The following is an 18960-nucleotide window of genomic DNA, read 5'->3' on the forward strand; positions in this document are numbered from 1 at the left end:
CTCAAACTTGATCCGAATTGTATGGATCGATGTTTGAACAGGGTGAGTGTTGCGTATGGAACACAGTATCAGCGACATCGACGCCATGGTCAGGGAAGAAAAGCGCCTGACCGCCGTCGAGAGCCACAACGAGGCGTGGGCCGAAGGTCTGTCGGCCGGGATCGAGCCTGAAATCATTGCCGAGGCCGCTCTGGAGACTGCATTTTGCGAAATGCTGCGCAATAACGGTGAGACGGCGGCGCTGGCCCTGCTCGACCGCATGCGCGAGAAGGTCATCGGCGGCGCTTTCGAGCCGCATCGCCTGCGTCACTAGCCTTTCCCCGCCGGCCTGCCTTTGACGCGATCACCTGGGTGGGGCATCATCCGGGTTCGATGGAGATGCGGACAGTGAGCTTTCGAACTTCGGGAAAAACAAGCCTGCTCGGGTCTTGCCTTTGCGCGCTTGCCTTGTCGGCAGCAACGGCAACGGCGCTTGTAGCGGTGTCGCCGCCCGCATCTGCCCTGAGCGAGATCAAGCGCGAGGAGCTTCCACCACCCCTTCCGCCAGCGACCACCACGGACGATGCATCTCCGGGCGCCGTGCCGCTGCCGGACCCCATACATACATCGCAACCTCCTTCCGGCGGTACCGAATCCCCGGAAGACGGGCAGCCCGCCGGGCAGCCTGACCCCGACGCGGCTCCCGATGACGTCTCGCCGGCACGGCCCCACGTTACGCCCAACGGCGAACTGCCCGAGGTGATCTACGATCTCCAGCGCCTGCCCGAGCCGGTGCAGCGCATGCATGGCCTCATTCTGGAAGCCTGCAAGAGCGGCGACATCAACCGCCTGAAGCCGCTGGTCGGCACGGGCGACGGTGGCACTCAGCTTTCCCTGACGGAGATCGACGGCGATCCGATCGAGTTCCTCAAGGGGCTTTCGGGCGATACCGAGGGGCAGGAAATTCTCGCCATAATGGAAGAGGTGCTGTCGGCAGGCTTCGTCCATCTCGATGCGGGAACGCCGCAGGAACTCTATGTGTGGCCCTATTTCTTCGCCGTGCCGCTGGACAAGCTCGACGCCCGCCAGCGGGTGGAACTGTTCAAGATCGTCACGGCGGGCGACTACGAGGACATGCAGCAGTTCGGCGCCTATATCTTCTACCGCCTCGGCATCTCTCCGGAAGGACGCTGGGCTTTCTTCGTGGCGGGCGACTGATCCCGGGCCGGACCGGCAGCAGCCTTTGCCTGCCCCGCTTGCGAGGGGGCACCAGGGGGACTACCTAAGACGGATCGTTCGCAGATTCAGGCCCGTTCCCCTCCATGCCCTTCGCCCTTCTCCAAGACCGTGCCGTCATCGCCGTCTCCGGCCCCGAGGCCGAACATTTCCTGCAAAACATCCTGACCGTCGATCTGGATGCGCTGAAGGATGGCGAGGCAAAGCCTGGCGCGCTGCTGGCGCCGCAGGGAAAGATCCTGTTCGACTTTCTGATTTCGCGCGCCGGACCCGATGCTTTCCAGCTTGAATGCCGGGCGGATGCGGCAGCCGATTTCCACCGCCGCCTGTTGCTCTACAAGCTGCGCGCAAGAGTGGAAATTGCAAAGCCGGAACAAGCGGTTGTGACCGTCGTCTGGCAGACCGATCCAGCGGCTTCACAGATCGATTCAACCGCGCTTGCCGATACCCGCTTCGCCAATGGCGACGTGAAGCGCAGCTATGGCGTGCCATCCTGCGATGACGCCGGCGACAAGGACGCATGGCATGCTTTCCGGATCGCCAATGGCGTGGCCGAAAGCGGCTTCGACTATCAGCTCGGCGACGCCTTCCCGCATGACGTGCTTCTCGACCAGACCGGCGGTGTCGGCTTTGCCAAGGGCTGCTATGTGGGGCAGGAAGTGGTGTCGCGCATGCAGCATCGCGGAACCGCGCGGCGGCGCGTTCTGATCGCATCCTCGCCCGGCCCCCTGCCCGCACCCGGCACTGAACTGACGGTCGAGGGTCGGCCGGTCGGGACGCTGGGCTCGGTCTGCGGCAGCAAGGGTCTCGCCATCGCCCGTATAGACCGCGTGAAAAGCGCCGCCGATGCCGGCAAGACCATTCTCGCCGGGGATGTGCCGGTCACGCTCGCCATACCCGGATGGGCGAAGTTCACCTTCCCCGAAGACGCTCCCCCTGCGGAGAATGCCTGATGGCCGACCGCGCCGGCGCACCGCCGCGCGCCTGGCAGCGCATGCTGTCCGGCCGCATGCTGGACCTGCTCGACCCCTCGCCGCTCGACGTGGAGATTTCCGATATCGCCCACGGTCTTGCCCGCGTGGCGCGGTGGAACGGGCAGACCATCGGCCCGCATGCCTTTTCCGTCGCCCAGCATTCGCTGCTGGTGGAGGCGATCTTCTGCGCGCAGGCCAGGGCCCCCTCGCCCGAGGCGCGGCTGGCGGCCCTGCTCCATGACGCGCCGGAATATGTGATCGGCGACATGATCTCGCCGTTCAAATCCGTGGTCGGCGGCGGCTACAAGGAGTGCGAGAAGCGGCTGCAACGGGCGATCCACCTGCGCTTTTCGCTGCCGTCAGAGTTGCCGGCGGGGCTTATCAGGGACATCAAGCGCGCCGATCAGGTCGCGGCCTATTTCGAGGCCACGCATCTTGCCGGCTTTTCCGTGCAGGAGGCGGCCCAGTTCTTCGGCCGGCCGCGGGGCATCAGTCCCGACAGGTTCGACATGACGCCACGGTCGGTGACTTTCGCGCAGGAAGCCTTCCTGAAACGCTTCACCACGCTTGAAAAGCTGCGCGGCAACGGTTCAGTCGCGGTCGGGCGCGCCTGAAGCGTTTCGCGATCTTCCGGATATACGCTCCTTGCGCCTCAAGTTCCTGTACTCAGGCATGTCTTTGTCCCGAAACCGGCACCCGCTTTCCGGCGACATGCTTTAAAAAAACGGGTGAGCATACAGCTCCGGAGCCATGGTCACGCCTCGCTGCGCCCTCCTGCCGCACTATGCGTCAGCAGCCGCTGATAGAACAGGCCGATGCCGATCAGCACTCCGCCCAGCCCGATGAAGGAGAGCGCGCGCAGCACGCCTTCCAGTTCCGACATGTCGAACAGGAAGACCTTGAGAACGGCTATGGAAATCAGCGCGGCGGAGGCCACGCGCAGCACCTGCGAACCGAGGCGCACACCGGCAACCAGCAGCGCCACGCCCATGACAAGCCACAGCGCCGAATAGCTGTAGGTCTCCACCTGCTCCATGCCGCTCCACCAGGCGATGTATTCGCCCCTGAACAGGCGGCGCACCGACAGCGTCGCATAGGCGAAGGCGAGCAGCGCGCCGAGCACGGCCAGCATGGAGGAATACCATTTCGGCCGCTTGCCGCGCGCATACCAGGCCAGCGCGAATGCGGCCACCGCCGGCAGCAGATAGGCGAGGAACAGCAGGTTGAAGACCGGGATGCGGCCAGTGGACTCGTCGGTGACGAGCGGATTGAGCACCATGAAATGCTGGACGCAGATCAGAGCTGCGGACACCACGCCTGCCGCCAGCGAGCCGATGCGCAGCACGGGGCTTGGCGAGCGCATATCGAGAGCGACGAGGATGACGCCTGCGCCGAGCGCGATCAGCGTGTAGATCGCCTGTTCGGCAAGCGTCGGCGCGCCTGTGTCGATGACCCCGCCATGCATGGCGTGGCGCACCAGCATGGCCAGCGTCAGCAAGGCGAACAGCGCCGCACCCGCCTCCATGATGAGGCGCGGGCGTCCGTTGGTGGTGCGGGCGAGTTGCCATGCGGCAAAACCGAAGGCGAGCGCCGGAATGCCGTAGCCCGGCAGCAGCCAGTTGAACACCGGCGTGCGGGACAGGAATTCCGCCCCGACGATGGTGGGATCGAAGGCGACGCGGGCAAGCACGGCAACGACCGCCGCCGCCGACAGCCAGCCGAGCACCGGCCATGAACGGTGACGGGTGGCGAGTGCCGGCACGATGGCGGATGCCCCGAGCAGAACCGTGGTCATGCCCGAGCCGAAAGCCATATGCAGGAAAAGCAGCCATGCCACGGCCGAACCGGCCAGCATGCACGATACGGCAACGCCTCCTTTCAAAGGCGGCTGTTCGGCCCGCGAAAGCCACTCGCCTGCCACCGCGAACCCGATGAACAGCAGGGTAGCCAGGAAGGCGTGCAGAAGATCGCGCTCGATATTGCCGAAGGTCGCCCATGTGGAGAGCAGGATGACAAGCGGCGCAGCCGCAGCCCAGAAGGCCCACATGGCGGCCAGCCACGCGGGCGCTGCAAGGTGGCGGCGCGCGGCCCACAGACCCGCACCGATGAACAGCAGCCCCAGAACGAGACCGATCGGCATGGCGCTGTCGCGGCTGACGGCCAGCGCCATGCCATCCAGCACCATCGTGCCCGACGACAGTTCCGCATGCAGGCCGAGGATCGGCATCATCTGGATATAGGCGAGCGCCGTCATGATGCCGGCGAAATGCAGGGCGGCCACCGCAGCCGGACGCCACAGGGCGGCTGCAAGCATCATGGCGACGATGATCGCAGCCCATTTCGGGCCGCCGCCGATGGTTATGTCGGGAACGACGAACAGCGCAAGCGCCGTGATGCCGGTGAAGAAGGCGGGCGCGATGGAAACGAAATCCACCTTGCGCTCATCGGCCGGGCCGGACAGCCAGATGAAATCCAGCACAGCGAGCGTGACGGCGCTGAAGACCAGCAGCACCGCGAAATCGGGAACGCTCACTTCGCCGATATAGACCAGTGTCCACAGGCCCGTACCGAAGAAGCTCGCCGCCATGAGGAAGTGCCAGAGGCGCATGCGGGCGATTGTGCCGGCGGCAGCCAGCACAACGGCGAGATAGCCGAACGGGCCCCATGCGCTGGGCGCCTGGCTGGCAACCAGCACCGGCGTCGCCAGCGCTCCGAGCAGGCCGATGCCGGCGAGAGCCTGCCCATGGACAAGTGCTGCGGCGATGGTCGCGATAGCGATCAGCCCGAGCAGGAAGAAGGCGAATCCCGCGCCGATGAACCCGTAAACGCCATGCGCGGCATAGACCGCGCCGAAAAGGGTGAACGCGCCCGCCGCCGTCAGGATCGCAGGGATATAGGCGCCCGCCGCACCGGCGACAGGCACGCGCCAGCCGGTGCGGCGCACGAACTCGCCGGCTCCCACAAGCAGCAGGCCGAACAGGCCGGCCATGGAAAGGCGCGCACCGGGGCCGAATATGCCAGCCTCTATGGTGTAACGAACGAGGAACAGGCCGCCCAGCGCCAGCGCGATGCCACCCACCCACACCGCCCAGCGGGTGCCGAGCGCGGTCTCTATGTCGCGCTTGCCCGCCTTTTCAACTGGCACGGCGGGGGCGGCCGGCTCCATTTCGGCGACATCCGGCGCGGTATCTGCCGCCAAGGCCGTTCTGGCCCACGGCCCGGCTTCTGCCGGCCGGTCGTCGCTCGTCTCCGCCCGCTCTTCGGTGATTTCGGAAGGCGTGGCTGGCTCCTGCGGCTGAACGGCGGTTTCCACCGGTACGGAAGCTGTGGCGGCGGTAGCGCCGAAGCCGGTCACGACCTTGCGCAGGGACCTGAGGTCTGCCTCCACCGTGTTCAGCCGCTTCTGCTGCTTCGTGATAATGACGAAGAGCACAATGATGGCGATGACAGCGATCTCGAACATGGACGCCCCTTAGCTGGAGGACCTGCCGCTGCGGACGATCCGGGCGGCGCACCTCATGCGGCTGTGCCTCCGTTCAGGCGCGGGCCGGCGGCGAAATGCCGGCGCAGCGCCATCAGGAAACCGGCGCGGGCATCGGGGGGCTCGATCCCGCGCGGTTCATAGACATGGCGGTTGAAGAAATACAAGGACAGCCGGAAGGCGTCTTCGAGCGCCGGCGCATCGGCACGGCAGCCCGGCCCCTGTTCCAGGAAGGCCGGCAGGGCGAGCATCCTGTCATGCCAGGGCAGGCCCGCCACGCGCGACACTGCCCGGCCCGTTTTCGGCGACACATAGACGAGGTCGGTGCGCTGGCCGGTGGCCGCGCATTCGCAGAGGTCGAGGCCGTAGCCCAGTTCCTCCAGCACCAGAAGCTCGAAACGCGCCACCAGTTCGCCTGCGGCATCCGGATCGTCGAGGTTCTCGATCATCACCAGCAGCGTCTCGTACAGCGCGCCATGGGCGTCCCGTTCCGGCAGCAGGCGCAGATGCGCGGCCAGAAGCTGAAGGCCGTAGACGGCGACGGCGCTGTCCATCAGCCGCGCCGCGTTCATCTCCAGCGCTTCGGCCTGAAAGGTTCCAAGATGCTCATCGAGGCGCGCGCGCCAGACCAGATCGACCCGGTTGCCCGCCTGCAACACCGGCTGAAGCCGCCGCGAACGCCCGCCGCGCACCATGCCCAGATGCCGGCCATGCTCACGCGTCATCACCTCGAGGATGACGCTGGTTTCGCCATGCCTGCGGGTTCCGAGAATGATTCCCTCGTCTCGCCACTCCATGGCGCGACCTTTTCACCGCTTCGATGCCGAAATCAAGCGCAATGGGCTTCAGGCCGAGTGCGAAAGGTCGTAACCGGCATCGATCTCCCGCCCCACGGTCAGCACCTTCTTCAACTTCGGATCGATCTCGTGATAGGCGCCGTCCGGCTGCACGCCGAGGGCATCCAGCGTCTTGCTGAAGAAGCAGCGCACGGCGGCGGCGGCGACGATGTCGAAAATCTCCCCTTCGGAAAGGCCATGGCGGCGCAGGCCGTCGACGTCGCCCGCATCGACCGAGGTGGCGTCGCGAACCACCTTGGCGGCAAAGCGCATAATGGCGCGATCCCTCTCGTCGAGCGGCGAGGCATCGCTGTCCTCGACGATGGCCTGCAATTCGGCCGGGGTGAAATGGCCGTGCAGGAGCACATTGCCATGGGCAAGCATACAGTAGGAACTGCGCAATTCCCTGGCCGCGGCCAGCGTCACCAGTTCATAGCGGCGCAAATCCATGTTCGCCCTGATGCTGGAGAGAAGGCCGTTCCACGCCTCCATCACCTCCGGGCGATGGCTGAACGCCTTCACCATGTTGGGCAGGTATCCGTAGCCCGCCTGCGCCCTTGCGAACATTTGCGCCGTTCTGGACGAGGGATCGTTTTCGGTCACGGTGCTGATGTAGGACATCGCGTGCCTCCCGAGCTGATGCCCGAGTATAGCGCGAATCCTTCCGCAGCGGAATTGCGCAGTCCCTATTTGAGATGTCAGCCCGGAAAATCGAGCCCCATCTCCCGGTAGCGTTCGGGGTCGTCGCCCCAGTTCTCGCGCACCTTCACGAACAGGAAGAGATGCACCTTCTGTTCGAGAATTTCGCCGATTTCCTTGCGGGACGCCTCGCCGATGGCGCGGATCGTCTCGCCCTTGTGGCCCAGCACGATCTTCTTCTGGCTGTCGCGCTCGACATAGATGACCTGCTCGATGCGCACCGAGCCGTCCTTCTTCTCCTCCCATTTCTCGGTCTCGACGTGGGAGGAATAGGGAAGCTCCTGATGCAGGCGCAGATAGAGCTTTTCGCGGGTGATCTCGGCAGCGAGCTGGCGCATCGGCAGGTCCGAAATCTGGTCCTCCGGATAATACCATGGGCCGGCCGGCAGGGTTTCGGCCAGATAGCCGAGCAGATCCTCGCAGCCGGAACCGGTCAGCGCCGAAACCATGAAGGTGCGATCGAAGGCGACACGCTCATTGGCGGCGGAGGCCAGGGCCAGCAGGTTCTCACGCTTCACCCGGTCGACCTTGTTCAGCACCAGAACCTTCGGTTGGCGCACGTCGGCCAGACGCTCAAGAATCGTATCGGCATCGCCCTTGATGCCACGCTCGGCGTCGATCAGCACCAGCACGATGTCGGCATCCCTGGCGCCGCCCCACGCGGTGGTGACCATGGCGGTATCGAGGCGCCGGCGGGGCTTGAAGATGCCCGGCGTGTCGACGAACACGATCTGGGCCTGCCCGTGCGTGGCGATGCCGCGCACCAGCGCACGTGTCGTCTGCACCTTGTGGGTGACGATCGACACCTTGGTGCCGACAAGCTGGTTGACCAGAGTGGACTTGCCGGCATTGGGCGCGCCGATAAGCGCCACGAAACCGGAATGTGTAGAGGGCGTTGCTTCAGCTTCGCTCATGCTGCATTTCCTTCATCGGCCCACACGCCTTCGCACACAAGCATGGCGGCGGCTGCGGCCTGCTCCGCCTCGCGCTTGGAGCGGCCCCTGCCCTGCACCGGCGCCAGCGCACCCACCGTGACACTGACAGTGAACACCGGATCATGATCCGGCCCTTCGCGGCCGTCTATCCTGTAAGACGGGGTGGCGGACGCCGCCTGATGCGCCCATTCCTGCAATTCGGTCTTCGGGTCGCGCTTCGCCTTGGCCATGGCCTGCGAACGCGGCATCCAGTAACGATGGATGAAGGCGCGTGCCGCCTCCAGGCCACCGTCGAGATAAAGCACGGCAATGAGAGATTCCAACGCATCCGCGCGCAGGTTGACGCGCTTGCGCCCGGCCAGATTGCGCACATCGGAACCGGCGCGGATCAGTTCGGCAAGGCCGATTTCCTCCGCGATCTGCGACAGCGCCTCCGCATTGACGAGCGCATTCAGCCGCAGCGAAAGCTCGCCCTCCACGGCATCGGGATAGGCGGCAAGCAGCATGTCGGCCACCACAAGCCCCAGCACGCGGTCGCCAAGGAATTCGAAGCGCTCATAGTCGAGGCCCGCCTGGGCGCTGCGCGCACTGGCATGGGTCAGCGCGCGCTGCAAACGCTGCTTGTCGCGGAACATGTGGCCGGTGCGCTCATGGAGCGCCACGGCAAGCTGCTCCGCGGTCAATCGCCTGGGCGCAGCCATGGCCTTATCGGATAAAGTCGAACAGGCGGCCAAAGCGGACTTCACTCGGCCACTTCCAGATTTCCAGCGGGCTCGCGCCGCCAGCGATCGAGAAGAAGATGATGTTGGCGCGACCGACCAGATGGTCATAAGGCACAAAACCCACGCTGAAGCGGCTGTCGGCGGAATTGTCGCGGTTGTCGCCCAGCATGAAATAGTGGCCTTCCGGCACGGTGAATTCGCGTGTGTCGTCGCCAATACCGTTCGGGGTCAGGTCGAGCGTCTCGTAGCTGACGCCGTTCGGCAGCGTCTCGCGGTAAACGTCGACGGGGCGTGAAACCTCGGTGATGTCGGGATTGTCGATCTGGCCGACCTTCTCACGCGCAACCGCCACATCGTTGATGAAAAGCTGGCCGCCGCGCATCTGGACCTTGTCGCCGGGCAGACCAACGACACGCTTGATGTAATCGATGGAGGGATTGGGCGGGAACTTGAACACCACGACGTCGCCGCGTTGCGGCTCACCGCCCCAGATGCGGCCCGAAAAGAGATTGGGCGAGAACGGCAACGAATAGCGTGAATAGCCATAAGACCATTTGGTGACGAACAGATAGTCGCCTTCCAGAAGGGTCGGGCGCATCGATCCCGACGGAATCGAAAAAGGCTGGAACAGCAAGGTACGGATAACCAGCGCCAGCAGCAGCGCCTGGACGATGACGCTGAAGGTTTCCCCAAGTCCGCCTGATTTCTTCCGGGATTTGTCGGCCACGCTCATGTCGTCCTCATTCATGCGTTGGTTCTATAAGGGCTGAACGCGCCGGGAGCAACGCCCGGAAACACCACAGACCAGCGGTGAGGCACGATCAATGTGGCGTTATGGCGGCGGTTCGCCCGCACTGTCTTGCAGCCGGCGCCCCGCCGGAACCGCCTCGATGATCACGAATGCCTGCGCCAGCGGGAAATCGTCCGTGATGGTAAGGTGGATGGCCGCTTCGTGGCCGGGGGGAAGAATTTTGGCAAGCTGCGAGGCAGCCCCGCCCGTCAGCGCCATGGTCGGCTTGCCGCCGGGCAGGTTCACCACGCCCATGTCACGCCAGAACACGCCATGGGAAATGCCGGTGCCGAGCGCCTTTGCACAGGCTTCCTTGGCGGCGAAGCGTTTCGCATAGGAGGCCGCACGCTCCCTCCGGGCCTCGGAACGTGCCCGCTCGATATCGGTGTAGACACGGCTGATGAAGCGCTCGCCATACCGTTCGAGCGACTTCTCCACACGACGGATATCGATGAGGTCGCTGCCGATGCCGATAATCATGACATGTCAGATGTTGCGGCTGCCGGGCTTCACCGCGGGAATGGCGGCAAGCTCGGGCGGCAGCGCATCGGCCGGATAGGCCGGCACCTCATATTCGGCCAGCGCGATCAGCGGCACGCCGACGTCGGTCTTGCCGGCCGAACGGTCGATGATGCAGGCCGCGGCCACCACCTCGGCGCCGAGGTCGCGCAGGCAGGCGATGGTTTCGCGGATCGACAGGCCGGTGGTGACGATATCCTCCACGATGACGACGCGCGCGCCCTTCTCCATCTCGAAGCGGCGCAGGCGGAACACGCCCTGCTCGCGCTCGACCCACACCGCCGGCACGCCAAGATGGCGCGAGGTCTCATAAGCGGGAATCAGCCCGCCGATGGCCGGGCCGACGACATAGTCGATCCTGCCATCGACCTCGGCACGGATGCGCCCGGCCAGCGCCCTGCAAAGCTTCTCGGTCTTGTCCGCATGCATGAAGACCCGCGCCTTCTGCAGGAAAACCGGGCTTCTGAGGCCGGAGGTGAGAATGAAATGCCCCTCCAGGACAGCGCCGGCGGAACGGAAGACATCAAGCACTTCGGCAGTATTCATCGGTTCGCAAATTCCAGTTCGATATACGGCTCGATCAGCCATTGACCCGCCGCGCGGTGCTCACGCTCGGGTTTTCCTTGAGCTGCGACAGCAGCCTGTTCAGGTGCTTCACGTCCCATACCTCGATGTCGATCAGCATTTCGGTGAAGTCGGGCGCCGTGCGCACCATCGACAGGGTATGGATGTTGGCGTCGTTGGATGCAACCACCTGCGCGATATCGGCCAGCGAGCCCGGCGCATTGATGGCCGTGACCGAAATGCGGGCGGGGAAGCGCTCGCGGTTGTTCTCGTCGATGTCCCAGCGCACGTCGATCCAGCGCTCCGGCTGATCGTCGAAGGCGGTCAGCGACGGCGACTGGATCGGATAGATGGTGATTCCGGAGCCCGGCTGGACGATGCCGACGATGCGGTCGCCAGGCACGGCCCCTTCGGGCGCGAAGGTGACGGGCAGATCGCCGCGCACGCCGCGAATCGGCAGGGCGCCGTCCTTCGGCTGGCTCTTGCCCTTGCGCGAGGAGCGGCCGGGAAGCTGGAACAGCATGCCGGCCGCGTTGCGGATACGCGACCAGCCCTCCTCCCGCTGCTTGGGCACCGGCGCCGTGACGCGCTCGTCCTTGTAGTCCGGGAACACAGCCTTGATGACATCGGCCGACGACAGCTCGCCGCGCCCCACGGCGGACAGCACGTCCTCGACATCCTTGCGCGCCAGACGCGGCAGGACCAGCTTGAGGCTATCCCTGGAGAACGGCTTGCCGGTGCGCTCGAAGGCACGTTCGAGAATGCGCATTCCGAGGCCGGAATATTGCTTGCGGATGGCATTCTTCGTCGCACGGCGGATCGCGGAGCGGGCCTTGCCGGTGACGACGATCGACTCCCACGCCGCCGGCGGCACCTGAGCCTTGGAACGGATGATCTCGACCTCGTCGCCGTTCTTCAGTTCGGTCATCAGCGGCATGATGCGGCCATTGACCTTGGCGCCGACGCAGCTGTCGCCGACATCGGTGTGGACGGCGTAGGCAAAGTCGATGGGCGTCGCCCCGCGCGGCAGGGCGATGACCATGCCCTTGGGCGTGAAGCAGAACACCTGATCCTGGAACAGCTCGAGCTTGGTGTTTTCGAGGAAATCTTCCGGGTTGTCGCCTTCGGCAAGCTGCTCGATGGTGCGGCGCAGCCAGGCATAGGCGCTGGTTTCGCTTGAAACGTCCTTGCCGGCGCCATTCTTCGAAGCGCCATCCTTGTAGATGGAATGGGCGGCGACACCGTATTCCGCCACCTCGTTCATCTCGCGGGTACGAATCTGGAGTTCCACACGCTGGCGCGACGGCCCGACGATCGTGGTGTGGATCGACTGGTAGCCGTTCTGTTTCGGCGTGGAAATATAGTCCTTGAAGCGGCCCGGCACCATCGACCATGTGGTGTGGATCGCGCCCAGAGCGAGATAGCAGTCCTCGATCCTGTCGACCACGACACGGAAGCCGAATATGTCGGAAAGCTGCTCGAAAGACAGCGCCTTGGTCTCCATCTTGCGGAACACCGACCAGGGTTTTTTCTGCCGGCTGGTGACTTCCGCCCTGATGTCGTACTTCTCGAACAGTTCCGAGAGCGCCTTTTCGATGTCCGACAGGACATCTCTTGCCCGCTCCGATATCTCGGCCAGCCGCTGCGTCACCATGCGGTGCGCTTCGGGGTTGATGTAGCGGAAGGCGAGTTCCTCAAGCTCTTCGCGCATGCCCTGCATGCCCATGCGCCCGGCCAGCGGCGCATAGATTTCCATCGTCTCCTCTGCGATGCGCAGACGCTTGTCCTCGCGCATGTGCCCAAGCGTGCGCATATTGTGGAGCCGGTCCGCCAGCTTGACCAGCAGGACGCGGACATCCTCGGAGATCGCCAGAAGGAGCTTGCGCAGATTTTCGGCCTGCTCTGCCTTCCTGGAAACGAGATCGAGCTTCTTGAGCTTGGTCAGTCCCTCCACCAGCTTGCCCATTTCCGGGCCGAACAGCTCATCGATCTCGGCACGGGTGGCGCTGGTATCCTCGATCGTGTCGTGGAGAAGCGCGACGGCGATCGTCGCCTCATCGAGGCGCATATCGGTGAGGATCGCCGCCACTTCCAGCGGATGCGAGAAATAGGGATCGCCGGACGCCCGCTTCTGGTGGCCATGCTTCTGCATGGCATAGACATAGGCCTTGTTGAGCAGCGCCTCGTTGACGTCCGGCTTGTAGCGCTGGACGCGCTCGACAAGCTCATACTGACGCATCATGGGCGGGCTCTCACAGCAGAAAACGAAACATGCGCCGCAGGCACGCGGCGCATGTCATAGATAGCTGCGATTGAGCGCCGGCGAAAGAGCCGTCGCGCGCTCTAAGCGTCAGAAATCGTCGCTTTTTTCCGGCGGCACGAGACCTTCGATGCCAGCCAGCAGGTCCTCTTCCGACATGCGGTCGAAAGCGATGTTCTCTTCCGGCTCGTCAACGTCCTCGGCAAGGACCGCACCCGGCTGCGCGGCGATGGCTTCCGCTTCCGGCTCGTCGACCTCGACATGCTTCTGGAGCGAATGGATCAGATCTTCCTTGAGATCGCCCGGTGAAAGGGTCTCATCGGCGATCTCGCGCAGCGCCACAACCGGATTCTTGTCGTTGTCGCGCGGAACTGTGATGGGTGCGCCCTGGCTGATCAGGCGGGCGCGATGCCCGGCCAGAAGGACCAGCTCGAAGCGGTTTTCGACCTTGTCGATGCAATCTTCAACGGTGACGCGGGCCATGGGATGCCCCTTTCATGCGAAGGATTTGACGGAAAACAGGCGCGCTCCTTAACCCGTATACCGGAAAAATACAAGCGATACCCTTGTCCGCATGTAGACAGACCGCACCCTGACGTGAGCATATTCTCCAAAAGCAGGATTTGACTGCCACGAAGCTGACGCTATTTGGGAAGATAGCTCGATTTCGGCGGGATGGGCTTCCGGATTGCTCCGGAGCGCGCAGTGTCGCCGGTTATTTCACTGCCACGTTTATTTGCCACAAGGATATTTCCGAATGTTCGATCCGCGGGAGAAGATTGCTCTCTTCATCGACGGTGCAAATCTTTACGCCACCTCACGCTCACTCGGTTTCGACATCGATTATCGCAAGCTCCTCGCCTGCTTCCAGAAACGTGGCTATCTTCTGCGTGCCTATTATTATACGGCCCTTGTCGAGGATCAGGAATACTCTTCCATTCGCCCGCTGATCGACTGGCTGGACTACAACGGCTACAAGGTCGTGACCAAGCCGGCCAAGGAATTCACCGACGCAACCGGCCGACGCAAGATCAAGGGCAACATGGACATCGAGCTCACCGTCGATGCGCTCGAACTGGCCGACGTCGTCGACCATTACGTGATCTTCTCCGGCGACGGCGATTTCCGCACGCTGGTCGAAGCCCTGCAACGGCGCGGCCGGAAGGTTTCCATCGTCTCCACCATGGCATCGCAGCCGCCGATGATTTCGGACGAGCTACGCCGCCAGGCCGATCACTTCGTCGACCTGATGACACTGAAAAGCGAGGTCGGCCGCGAACAGACCGTGCGCCGTCCTGAACCTGCGCATACCGACGACGAAGAGGATGACGACTGAGGGGGTGGGCGATGCTGACCCCCACCGATCCTGACCGCGATTGTCCACTCTGTCCCCGGCTCCACGACTTCATCGCCGAATGGCGGATGAAGGAGCCGCAGTGGTTCAACGCACCCGTGCCGCCTTTCCTGCCGCCCGAAGGCCGGCAAGGCGTACGTCTGCTCATCGTGGGGCTGGCCCCCGGTCTGCGCGGCGCCAACCGGACGGGCCGCCCCTTCACGGGCGACTATGCAGGCGATCTGCTGTACTCGACGCTTAGCCGTTTCCATCTGGCGCGCGGCCGCTTCGAGGCGCGGCCGGACGACAGCCTCGAACTGATCGACACGGCCATCGTCAACGCGGTGCGCTGCGTGCCGCCGCAGAACAAGCCGACCGGCCCCGAAATTTCGAACTGCCGGAACTTTCTCATTCCCACGATCGGCAGTTTCCCCAACCTCACCGCCATTCTGGCGCTGGGCGCCATCGCGCACCAGTCCATGGTGCGAACGCTTGGCGCAAAGGTATCGGCGCATCCGTTCAGGCACGGCGGACGCCACGAGATCGGCGGCTTCACGCTGTTTTCCAGCTATCACTGCTCACGCTACAACACCAATACCGGCGTGCTGACGGAAGACATGTTCGTGAATGTCTTCCGGGACATAGCCGATTTTCTGGGTAAATAGATTCAAGGCAGAATGCACGGGCCGGGCATGATCTGGCCATGCGCAAATGCATTTTGCAGTCAGACGGAATCGTCTGAAGCCGCAAAAATGCGGCCGGGAAAAGAAACCGGCGCAGTGGAACAGCGTTCGTCAGAACGCCCGCTGCTCTAGCCTCGTTCCTTGAGAAGCCGCCCCTTCTCCCGGTTCCAGTCGCGCTGTTTCTCGGTCTCGCGCTTGTCATGCAGCTTCTTGCCGCGCGCCACGGCGAGCAGAAGCTTGGCGCGGCCGCGATCGTTGAAATAGATCTTCAGCGGCACGAGGGTCATGCCTTCACGCTCGACGCCCTGCGCCAGACGTGCCAGTTCGCGCTTCGAGACCAGCAGTTTGCGGCGGCGGCGCGGCTCGTGGTTAAAGCGGTTGGCCTGCAAATATTCGGGCAGGTAGGAATTGATGAGCCACAGTTCCCCACCCTCCACAGAAGCGTAGGATTCCTGGATATTGGCCTGGCCGCCGCGCAGCGACTTCACCTCGGTACCAGTCAGCACCAGACCGGTCTCGACCGTGTCGAGGACCTCATAGGAGAAGCGCGCCTTGCGGTTTTCCGCGGCGACCTTGTTGTTGGGATCTGATTTCCGGTTCTGGCTCATGATGCGCACAGATGGCGCATCAGCCTCAGTTTATCAAGCCGGCGCTTTTCATTGCCGCGTCGATCATTGCCTCCGTCCCGGGCTCGGCGGTCACCAGCGGCGAGCGCACGACATTGCCTATCCGGCCCAGCCGCGACAGCGCATATTTGGCTCCGGCGACGCCGGTATCGGCGAAGATCGCCTTGTGCAGCGGCAGAAGCCTGTCCTGCAATTCCAGCGCGCGGACGCTGTCGCCGGAAAGCGTGGCCTGCTGGAACTCCGCGCAAAGACGCGGGGCGACATTGGACGTGACCGAGATACAACCCACACCGCCATGGGCATTGAAGCCCAGTGCGGAAGCGTCCTCGCCCGAGAGCTGGATGAAATCCTTGCCGCATGTCGCCCGCTGTTCCGAAACGCGCTCGACCTTGCCGGTCGCATCCTTCACACCGGCGATGTTCCTGAAGTCGTGTGCCAGCCGGCCCATCGTTTCCGGAGACATGTCGATCACGGAACGCGGCGGGATATTGTAGATGATGATCGGCAGCGAGGTGGCCTGCGCGACCGCGGCGAAATGCTCGTAAAGACCGCGCTGCGTCGGCTTGTTGTAATAGGGCGTCACCACGAGCACGGCATCGGCGCCGACGCTTTCGGCATGCCTGACCAGTCCGATCGCTTCCTTCGTGTTGTTCGAGCCGGCGCCCGCGACAACCGGCACGCGCCCCTTCGCAACCTCGACGCAGACCTCGATGACGCGGCGATGCTCTTCATGCGACAGGGTCGGAGATTCGCCCGTCGTCCCCACCGGGACAAGGCCGGTGGTGCCTTCCTCTATCTGCCACTCTACAAGGGCGCGAAAGGCTTTCTCGTCGAAACGTCCGTCCTGTTCGAACGGCGTGACGAGCGCGGTAAGCGAGCCTCTCAGCATTATGTCCAACTCCCTGGAACCCCTGTGTCGAGGAGCCTTGTTTGAGCGAAATGCCGGCTTCTAGCGCAAACGCAGTCGGCGCACCATAGGACAAGTTCAGGAAATTGACGACGTCATGGGAAATCCCGCGATGCACCCGGCAGCCTGAGCAAGCCGGCACCCACGGCTCAGCCTCCGCTCCGCCATATGTTCATCGACGCGGTCTCAAGACTGTGCTGGCTTGTCTTCCAGACAAAGACCATTGGCTGACAGCGCCTTGCGGCATCTCAGCGAGACGTGACGAAGCGTTCCAGCTTGCCAAGCGTTTGCAGTCCCAGTTCGACTGCGCCGAAGCCCTTCGCCTCCTGGAACTCTGCTTCAGTGCTGAACACCATGCCCAGAACCACCTTCGTCGCTCCGTCCTGCTCCTCGAACGAGGCCCATGCATCGGCATGCTTCGGGCCGTTCTCGCCCCAGAGCAGCGTGTAGGCGATCCTCTCCCCGGCCCGCACATCGGTATAGAGATGGTGATTGGGGAAGACCGTGCCATCCGGCGCAATCATGTCGAACACCCATTCACCGTCCTTTCGCAGGTCGATCCTTTTGGTACGGCAGGAAAACCCGTCCGGCCCCCACCATTGCGGCAGCGTGTCGGCGTTCATCCAGGCGTTCCAGACGACGCTCCGGGACGCTTGAATCACCCGTTGCAGCACCATTGTCCGCCGCGACGTCGCCGCGAGATTGTCCAGCCCGGCATTGAAACCCTGCCGGTAGCCGGGCTCCATGTTCCCGGCCAGCGAGGAGAGCTGGACCGTGACGACGAGCCGGCTGCGCTCATCCGTTCCAGAGAAACCGGCCGTCACGAGGGCTGCCGATTTCGTCACGCCATCACAAGAGATCAACTCGTAGTTCACGCTGCGCACCGTCGGCTGCAATTCCAGCCAGCCGCACTCACATCGTATGTCCGGCTGCCCCTCTACCTTGCAGAGCGAGACTTCGCGGCCGCCCACCCTGGTGTCGGCCTCCAGAAATTTCACCGCAACCGAGGGCGTCGGTGCAGACCACACAGCCCTTGCGGCAGGGGCCGTCCAGACATGCCACAGCACGGACCGCGGTACAGGCAGATCGCGCTCGAAGGTCAAGGTCGCGAAACCGTCTGCCGCAGGATGATCCACCGCAGGCGCATTTTCGGGGTTCTGCCTCGATTTCATTTCTTGCGCTCCTTCATCGCTTTCATCGCGAATGCTTCCAGCCGGTCGAGCCGGGCCTTCCATATGGCCCGTTGTTCATCGAGCCATGTCCGGATCGGCTCCAATGCCTCCGGCACTATGGCGCAGGTGCGCACCCGCCCATCCTTCGACGAGGCAATCAGGCCCGCCTCCTCCAGCACAGAAAGGTGCCGCATCACGGTGGGCAGCCGCAGGCCCGTGGGCTCGGACAAATCCGTGACCCTCGCCGGGCCTTCCACCAGGCGGGTTACGATCGAGCGACGCGTCGGATCGGCCAGCGCATGGAAGAGTCGCGAAAGATCGGGATCATGCTTAGTCATGCAGCTAACTATCACATGCATCTCCGGGACCGCAAGGAAAACTTAGACGATACGCTAAGTTTTCCTGTTTCGGCGCCCTGAAACCCGCTCGCTCTACCTTTGTGGCGCCATCCCTCCTGCACCGAAGGGACCGGGACCATGCCGCAAAGCGCCGCCGACCAGGACCCCACATGAGCGGCCGTTCGGCAACTGGCGCCAAGCGCGCAGCCGCCTCCGGCCTGGAAAGGGCGGCTATCGGCGGGAACACGTCCGTGCCTTTGCCCAGCACGTCGAGGTCGCAGACGACGCGATCTACATCAAAGGAAGCAAAAGCGTCCTGTTGCGAACGCTGGTAGCCACAAAGGGAGGGAAAACGGCGGGAATCGGCATTCCGGGTTTTATACCGAAATGGCGGGCCATGCGGGATAGCGATGAGAACTATATCCACTCCATAGCCCTCCATAACCCTCCAAAATAAGCCTAAGGGACCGCAAAGCTGGCTGAAAGCCATCAGATGCCCGCTTAGCGCCCAAATGTCGGTCGTTTGAACAGATCGCCGGCCATCCCGAAAGCTGCCGTTCGGTTGGACAGCCGTATTGTGGATTTCTATCCGCCGTTGTCGGATATGCAGTTCCACTTCCTGGAACGGTTTGGTCCAGGCCTTGTTCAGCTGGGCTTTTCGGCTCTGATGGTTTCGACCTTGGCCAAGGGGTTCCTAACCGGGCGCTTCTACAATACACTTCGAGATCAAGTCGCGTGAGCGACAACTAATTCCGGAGGTGGTATAGATTCGGCTGTAGCAAACAAAAAATGACCGAATCTATCTTTCGATTGTTGATTTCCGCTGAGAGCTGACCCGGGATTTTCGCCGAGAAGTGACCCGCCTTCATGTATGGTTTGGGTCTTAGGTTTTGGTCAAGGGGCGGC

General features: G+C 63.4%; 20 protein-coding genes. 6 read left to right on the forward strand and 14 right to left on the reverse strand.

The genetic code is table 11. The features are described from left to right. Positions 1 to 55 precede the first annotated feature (55 nt). The 4 genes from DES43_RS19655 to DES43_RS19670 all read left to right on the forward strand — a co-directional run bounded on the left by DES43_RS19655 (position 56) and on the right by DES43_RS19670 (position 2803). A complete protein-coding gene (locus tag DES43_RS19655) occupies positions 56 to 313 on the forward strand; it encodes a hypothetical protein (protein ID WP_035028918.1) in 258 nt (85 codons plus the stop codon). A gap of 74 nt (positions 314 to 387) precedes the next feature. After that, the gene (locus tag DES43_RS19660) at positions 388 to 1197 is read left to right on the forward strand and encodes a hypothetical protein (protein WP_425352099.1); all 810 of its coding nucleotides are present in this window, start codon (positions 388 to 390) and stop codon (positions 1195 to 1197) included. 104 nt (positions 1198 to 1301) lie between these two features. Then, complete coding sequence (gene ygfZ / locus DES43_RS19665) at positions 1302 to 2168, forward strand: CAF17-like 4Fe-4S cluster assembly/insertion protein YgfZ (protein ID WP_035028925.1); 867 nt, start codon at positions 1302 to 1304, stop codon at positions 2166 to 2168. Further along, positions 2165 to 2803, forward strand: a complete 639-nt coding sequence (locus tag DES43_RS19670; RefSeq protein ID WP_035029194.1) for an HD domain-containing protein — start codon at positions 2165 to 2167, stop codon at positions 2801 to 2803. Before ygfZ ends, DES43_RS19670 begins: the two co-directional genes overlap by 4 nt. Before the next feature lie 140 nt (positions 2804 to 2943). Here DES43_RS19670 and DES43_RS19675 read toward each other — a convergent pair whose 3' ends face one another. The 10 genes from DES43_RS19675 to rpoZ all read right to left on the reverse strand — a co-directional run bounded on the left by DES43_RS19675 (position 2944) and on the right by rpoZ (position 13478). Further along, positions 2944 to 5652 (reverse strand): DUF2339 domain-containing protein, encoded by a 2709-nt coding sequence (locus DES43_RS19675; RefSeq protein WP_035028927.1) that lies wholly within the window; start codon positions 5650 to 5652, stop codon positions 2944 to 2946. 53 nt (positions 5653 to 5705) lie between these two features. Then, on the reverse strand, positions 5706 to 6467 hold the full coding sequence (gene recO / locus DES43_RS19680) for a DNA repair protein RecO (RefSeq protein ID WP_035028929.1): 762 nt from the start codon (positions 6465 to 6467) through the stop codon (positions 5706 to 5708). Positions 6468 to 6515: 48 nt separating this feature from the next. Continuing rightward, on the reverse strand, positions 6516 to 7127 hold the full coding sequence (locus DES43_RS19685) for a carboxymuconolactone decarboxylase family protein (protein ID WP_035028931.1): 612 nt from the start codon (positions 7125 to 7127) through the stop codon (positions 6516 to 6518). A 77-nt stretch (positions 7128 to 7204) separates the two neighbouring features. Beyond that, positions 7205 to 8119, reverse strand: a complete 915-nt coding sequence (era, locus tag DES43_RS19690; RefSeq protein WP_035028934.1) for a GTPase Era — start codon at positions 8117 to 8119, stop codon at positions 7205 to 7207. Continuing rightward, positions 8116 to 8841, reverse strand: coding sequence for a ribonuclease III (rnc, locus tag DES43_RS19695; protein WP_133676077.1), 726 nt, complete (start codon positions 8839 to 8841; stop codon positions 8116 to 8118). Before rnc ends, era begins: the two co-directional genes overlap by 4 nt. A 4-nt stretch (positions 8842 to 8845) precedes the next feature. Next, positions 8846 to 9595, reverse strand: coding sequence for a signal peptidase I (gene lepB, locus DES43_RS19700; protein WP_035028938.1), 750 nt, complete (start codon positions 9593 to 9595; stop codon positions 8846 to 8848). Between the two features lie 99 nt (positions 9596 to 9694). Further along, positions 9695 to 10132: a holo-ACP synthase gene (acpS, locus tag DES43_RS19705; RefSeq protein WP_035028940.1), complete on the reverse strand. Its 438-nt coding sequence runs from the start codon at positions 10130 to 10132 to the stop codon at positions 9695 to 9697. Between the two features lie 6 nt (positions 10133 to 10138). Then, positions 10139 to 10717 carry an orotate phosphoribosyltransferase gene (pyrE, locus tag DES43_RS19710; RefSeq protein WP_035028944.1) on the reverse strand — a complete coding sequence of 193 codons (579 nt, stop codon included), beginning with the start codon at positions 10715 to 10717 and terminating at the stop codon, positions 10139 to 10141. A 34-nt stretch (positions 10718 to 10751) separates the two neighbouring features. Next, the gene (locus DES43_RS19715) at positions 10752 to 12977 is read right to left on the reverse strand and encodes a RelA/SpoT family protein (RefSeq protein WP_035028947.1); all 2226 of its coding nucleotides are present in this window, start codon (positions 12975 to 12977) and stop codon (positions 10752 to 10754) included. A 108-nt stretch (positions 12978 to 13085) separates the two neighbouring features. Continuing rightward, positions 13086 to 13478, reverse strand: coding sequence for a DNA-directed RNA polymerase subunit omega (gene rpoZ / locus DES43_RS19720; protein ID WP_035028949.1), 393 nt, complete (start codon positions 13476 to 13478; stop codon positions 13086 to 13088). Positions 13479 to 13752: 274 nt separating this feature from the next. On the opposite strand from rpoZ, the gene DES43_RS19725 reads away from it, so the two are divergent. Both DES43_RS19725 and DES43_RS19730 read left to right on the forward strand, forming a co-directional pair. Then, the gene (locus tag DES43_RS19725) at positions 13753 to 14331 is read left to right on the forward strand and encodes a LabA-like NYN domain-containing protein (RefSeq protein ID WP_035028952.1); all 579 of its coding nucleotides are present in this window, start codon (positions 13753 to 13755) and stop codon (positions 14329 to 14331) included. A gap of 11 nt (positions 14332 to 14342) precedes the next feature. Further along, positions 14343 to 14993 carry a uracil-DNA glycosylase gene (locus DES43_RS19730; RefSeq protein WP_035028955.1) on the forward strand — a complete coding sequence of 217 codons (651 nt, stop codon included), beginning with the start codon at positions 14343 to 14345 and terminating at the stop codon, positions 14991 to 14993. Positions 14994 to 15139: 146 nt separating this feature from the next. On the opposite strand, the gene smpB is transcribed toward DES43_RS19730, so the two are convergent. The 4 genes from smpB to DES43_RS19750 all read right to left on the reverse strand — a co-directional run bounded on the left by smpB (position 15140) and on the right by DES43_RS19750 (position 18054). Then, entirely contained in the window at positions 15140 to 15619 is a 480-nt protein-coding gene (gene smpB, locus DES43_RS19735; RefSeq protein ID WP_035028958.1) for an SsrA-binding protein SmpB, read from the reverse strand. 25 nt (positions 15620 to 15644) lie between these two features. Beyond that, on the reverse strand, positions 15645 to 16526 hold the full coding sequence (gene dapA, locus DES43_RS19740) for a 4-hydroxy-tetrahydrodipicolinate synthase (RefSeq protein ID WP_035028960.1): 882 nt from the start codon (positions 16524 to 16526) through the stop codon (positions 15645 to 15647). A gap of 266 nt (positions 16527 to 16792) precedes the next feature. Further along, a complete protein-coding gene (locus tag DES43_RS19745) occupies positions 16793 to 17716 on the reverse strand; it encodes an SRPBCC family protein (protein WP_035028963.1) in 924 nt (307 codons plus the stop codon). Further along, positions 17713 to 18054 carry an ArsR/SmtB family transcription factor gene (locus DES43_RS19750; protein WP_198027526.1) on the reverse strand — a complete coding sequence of 114 codons (342 nt, stop codon included), beginning with the start codon at positions 18052 to 18054 and terminating at the stop codon, positions 17713 to 17715. Before DES43_RS19750 ends, DES43_RS19745 begins: the two co-directional genes overlap by 4 nt. Between the last annotated feature and the right edge of the window lie 906 nt (positions 18055 to 18960).

It is taken from the genome of Aquamicrobium defluvii, from assembly GCF_004363725.1.
Lineage (GTDB): Bacteria > Pseudomonadota > Alphaproteobacteria > Rhizobiales > Rhizobiaceae > Mesorhizobium > Mesorhizobium defluvii.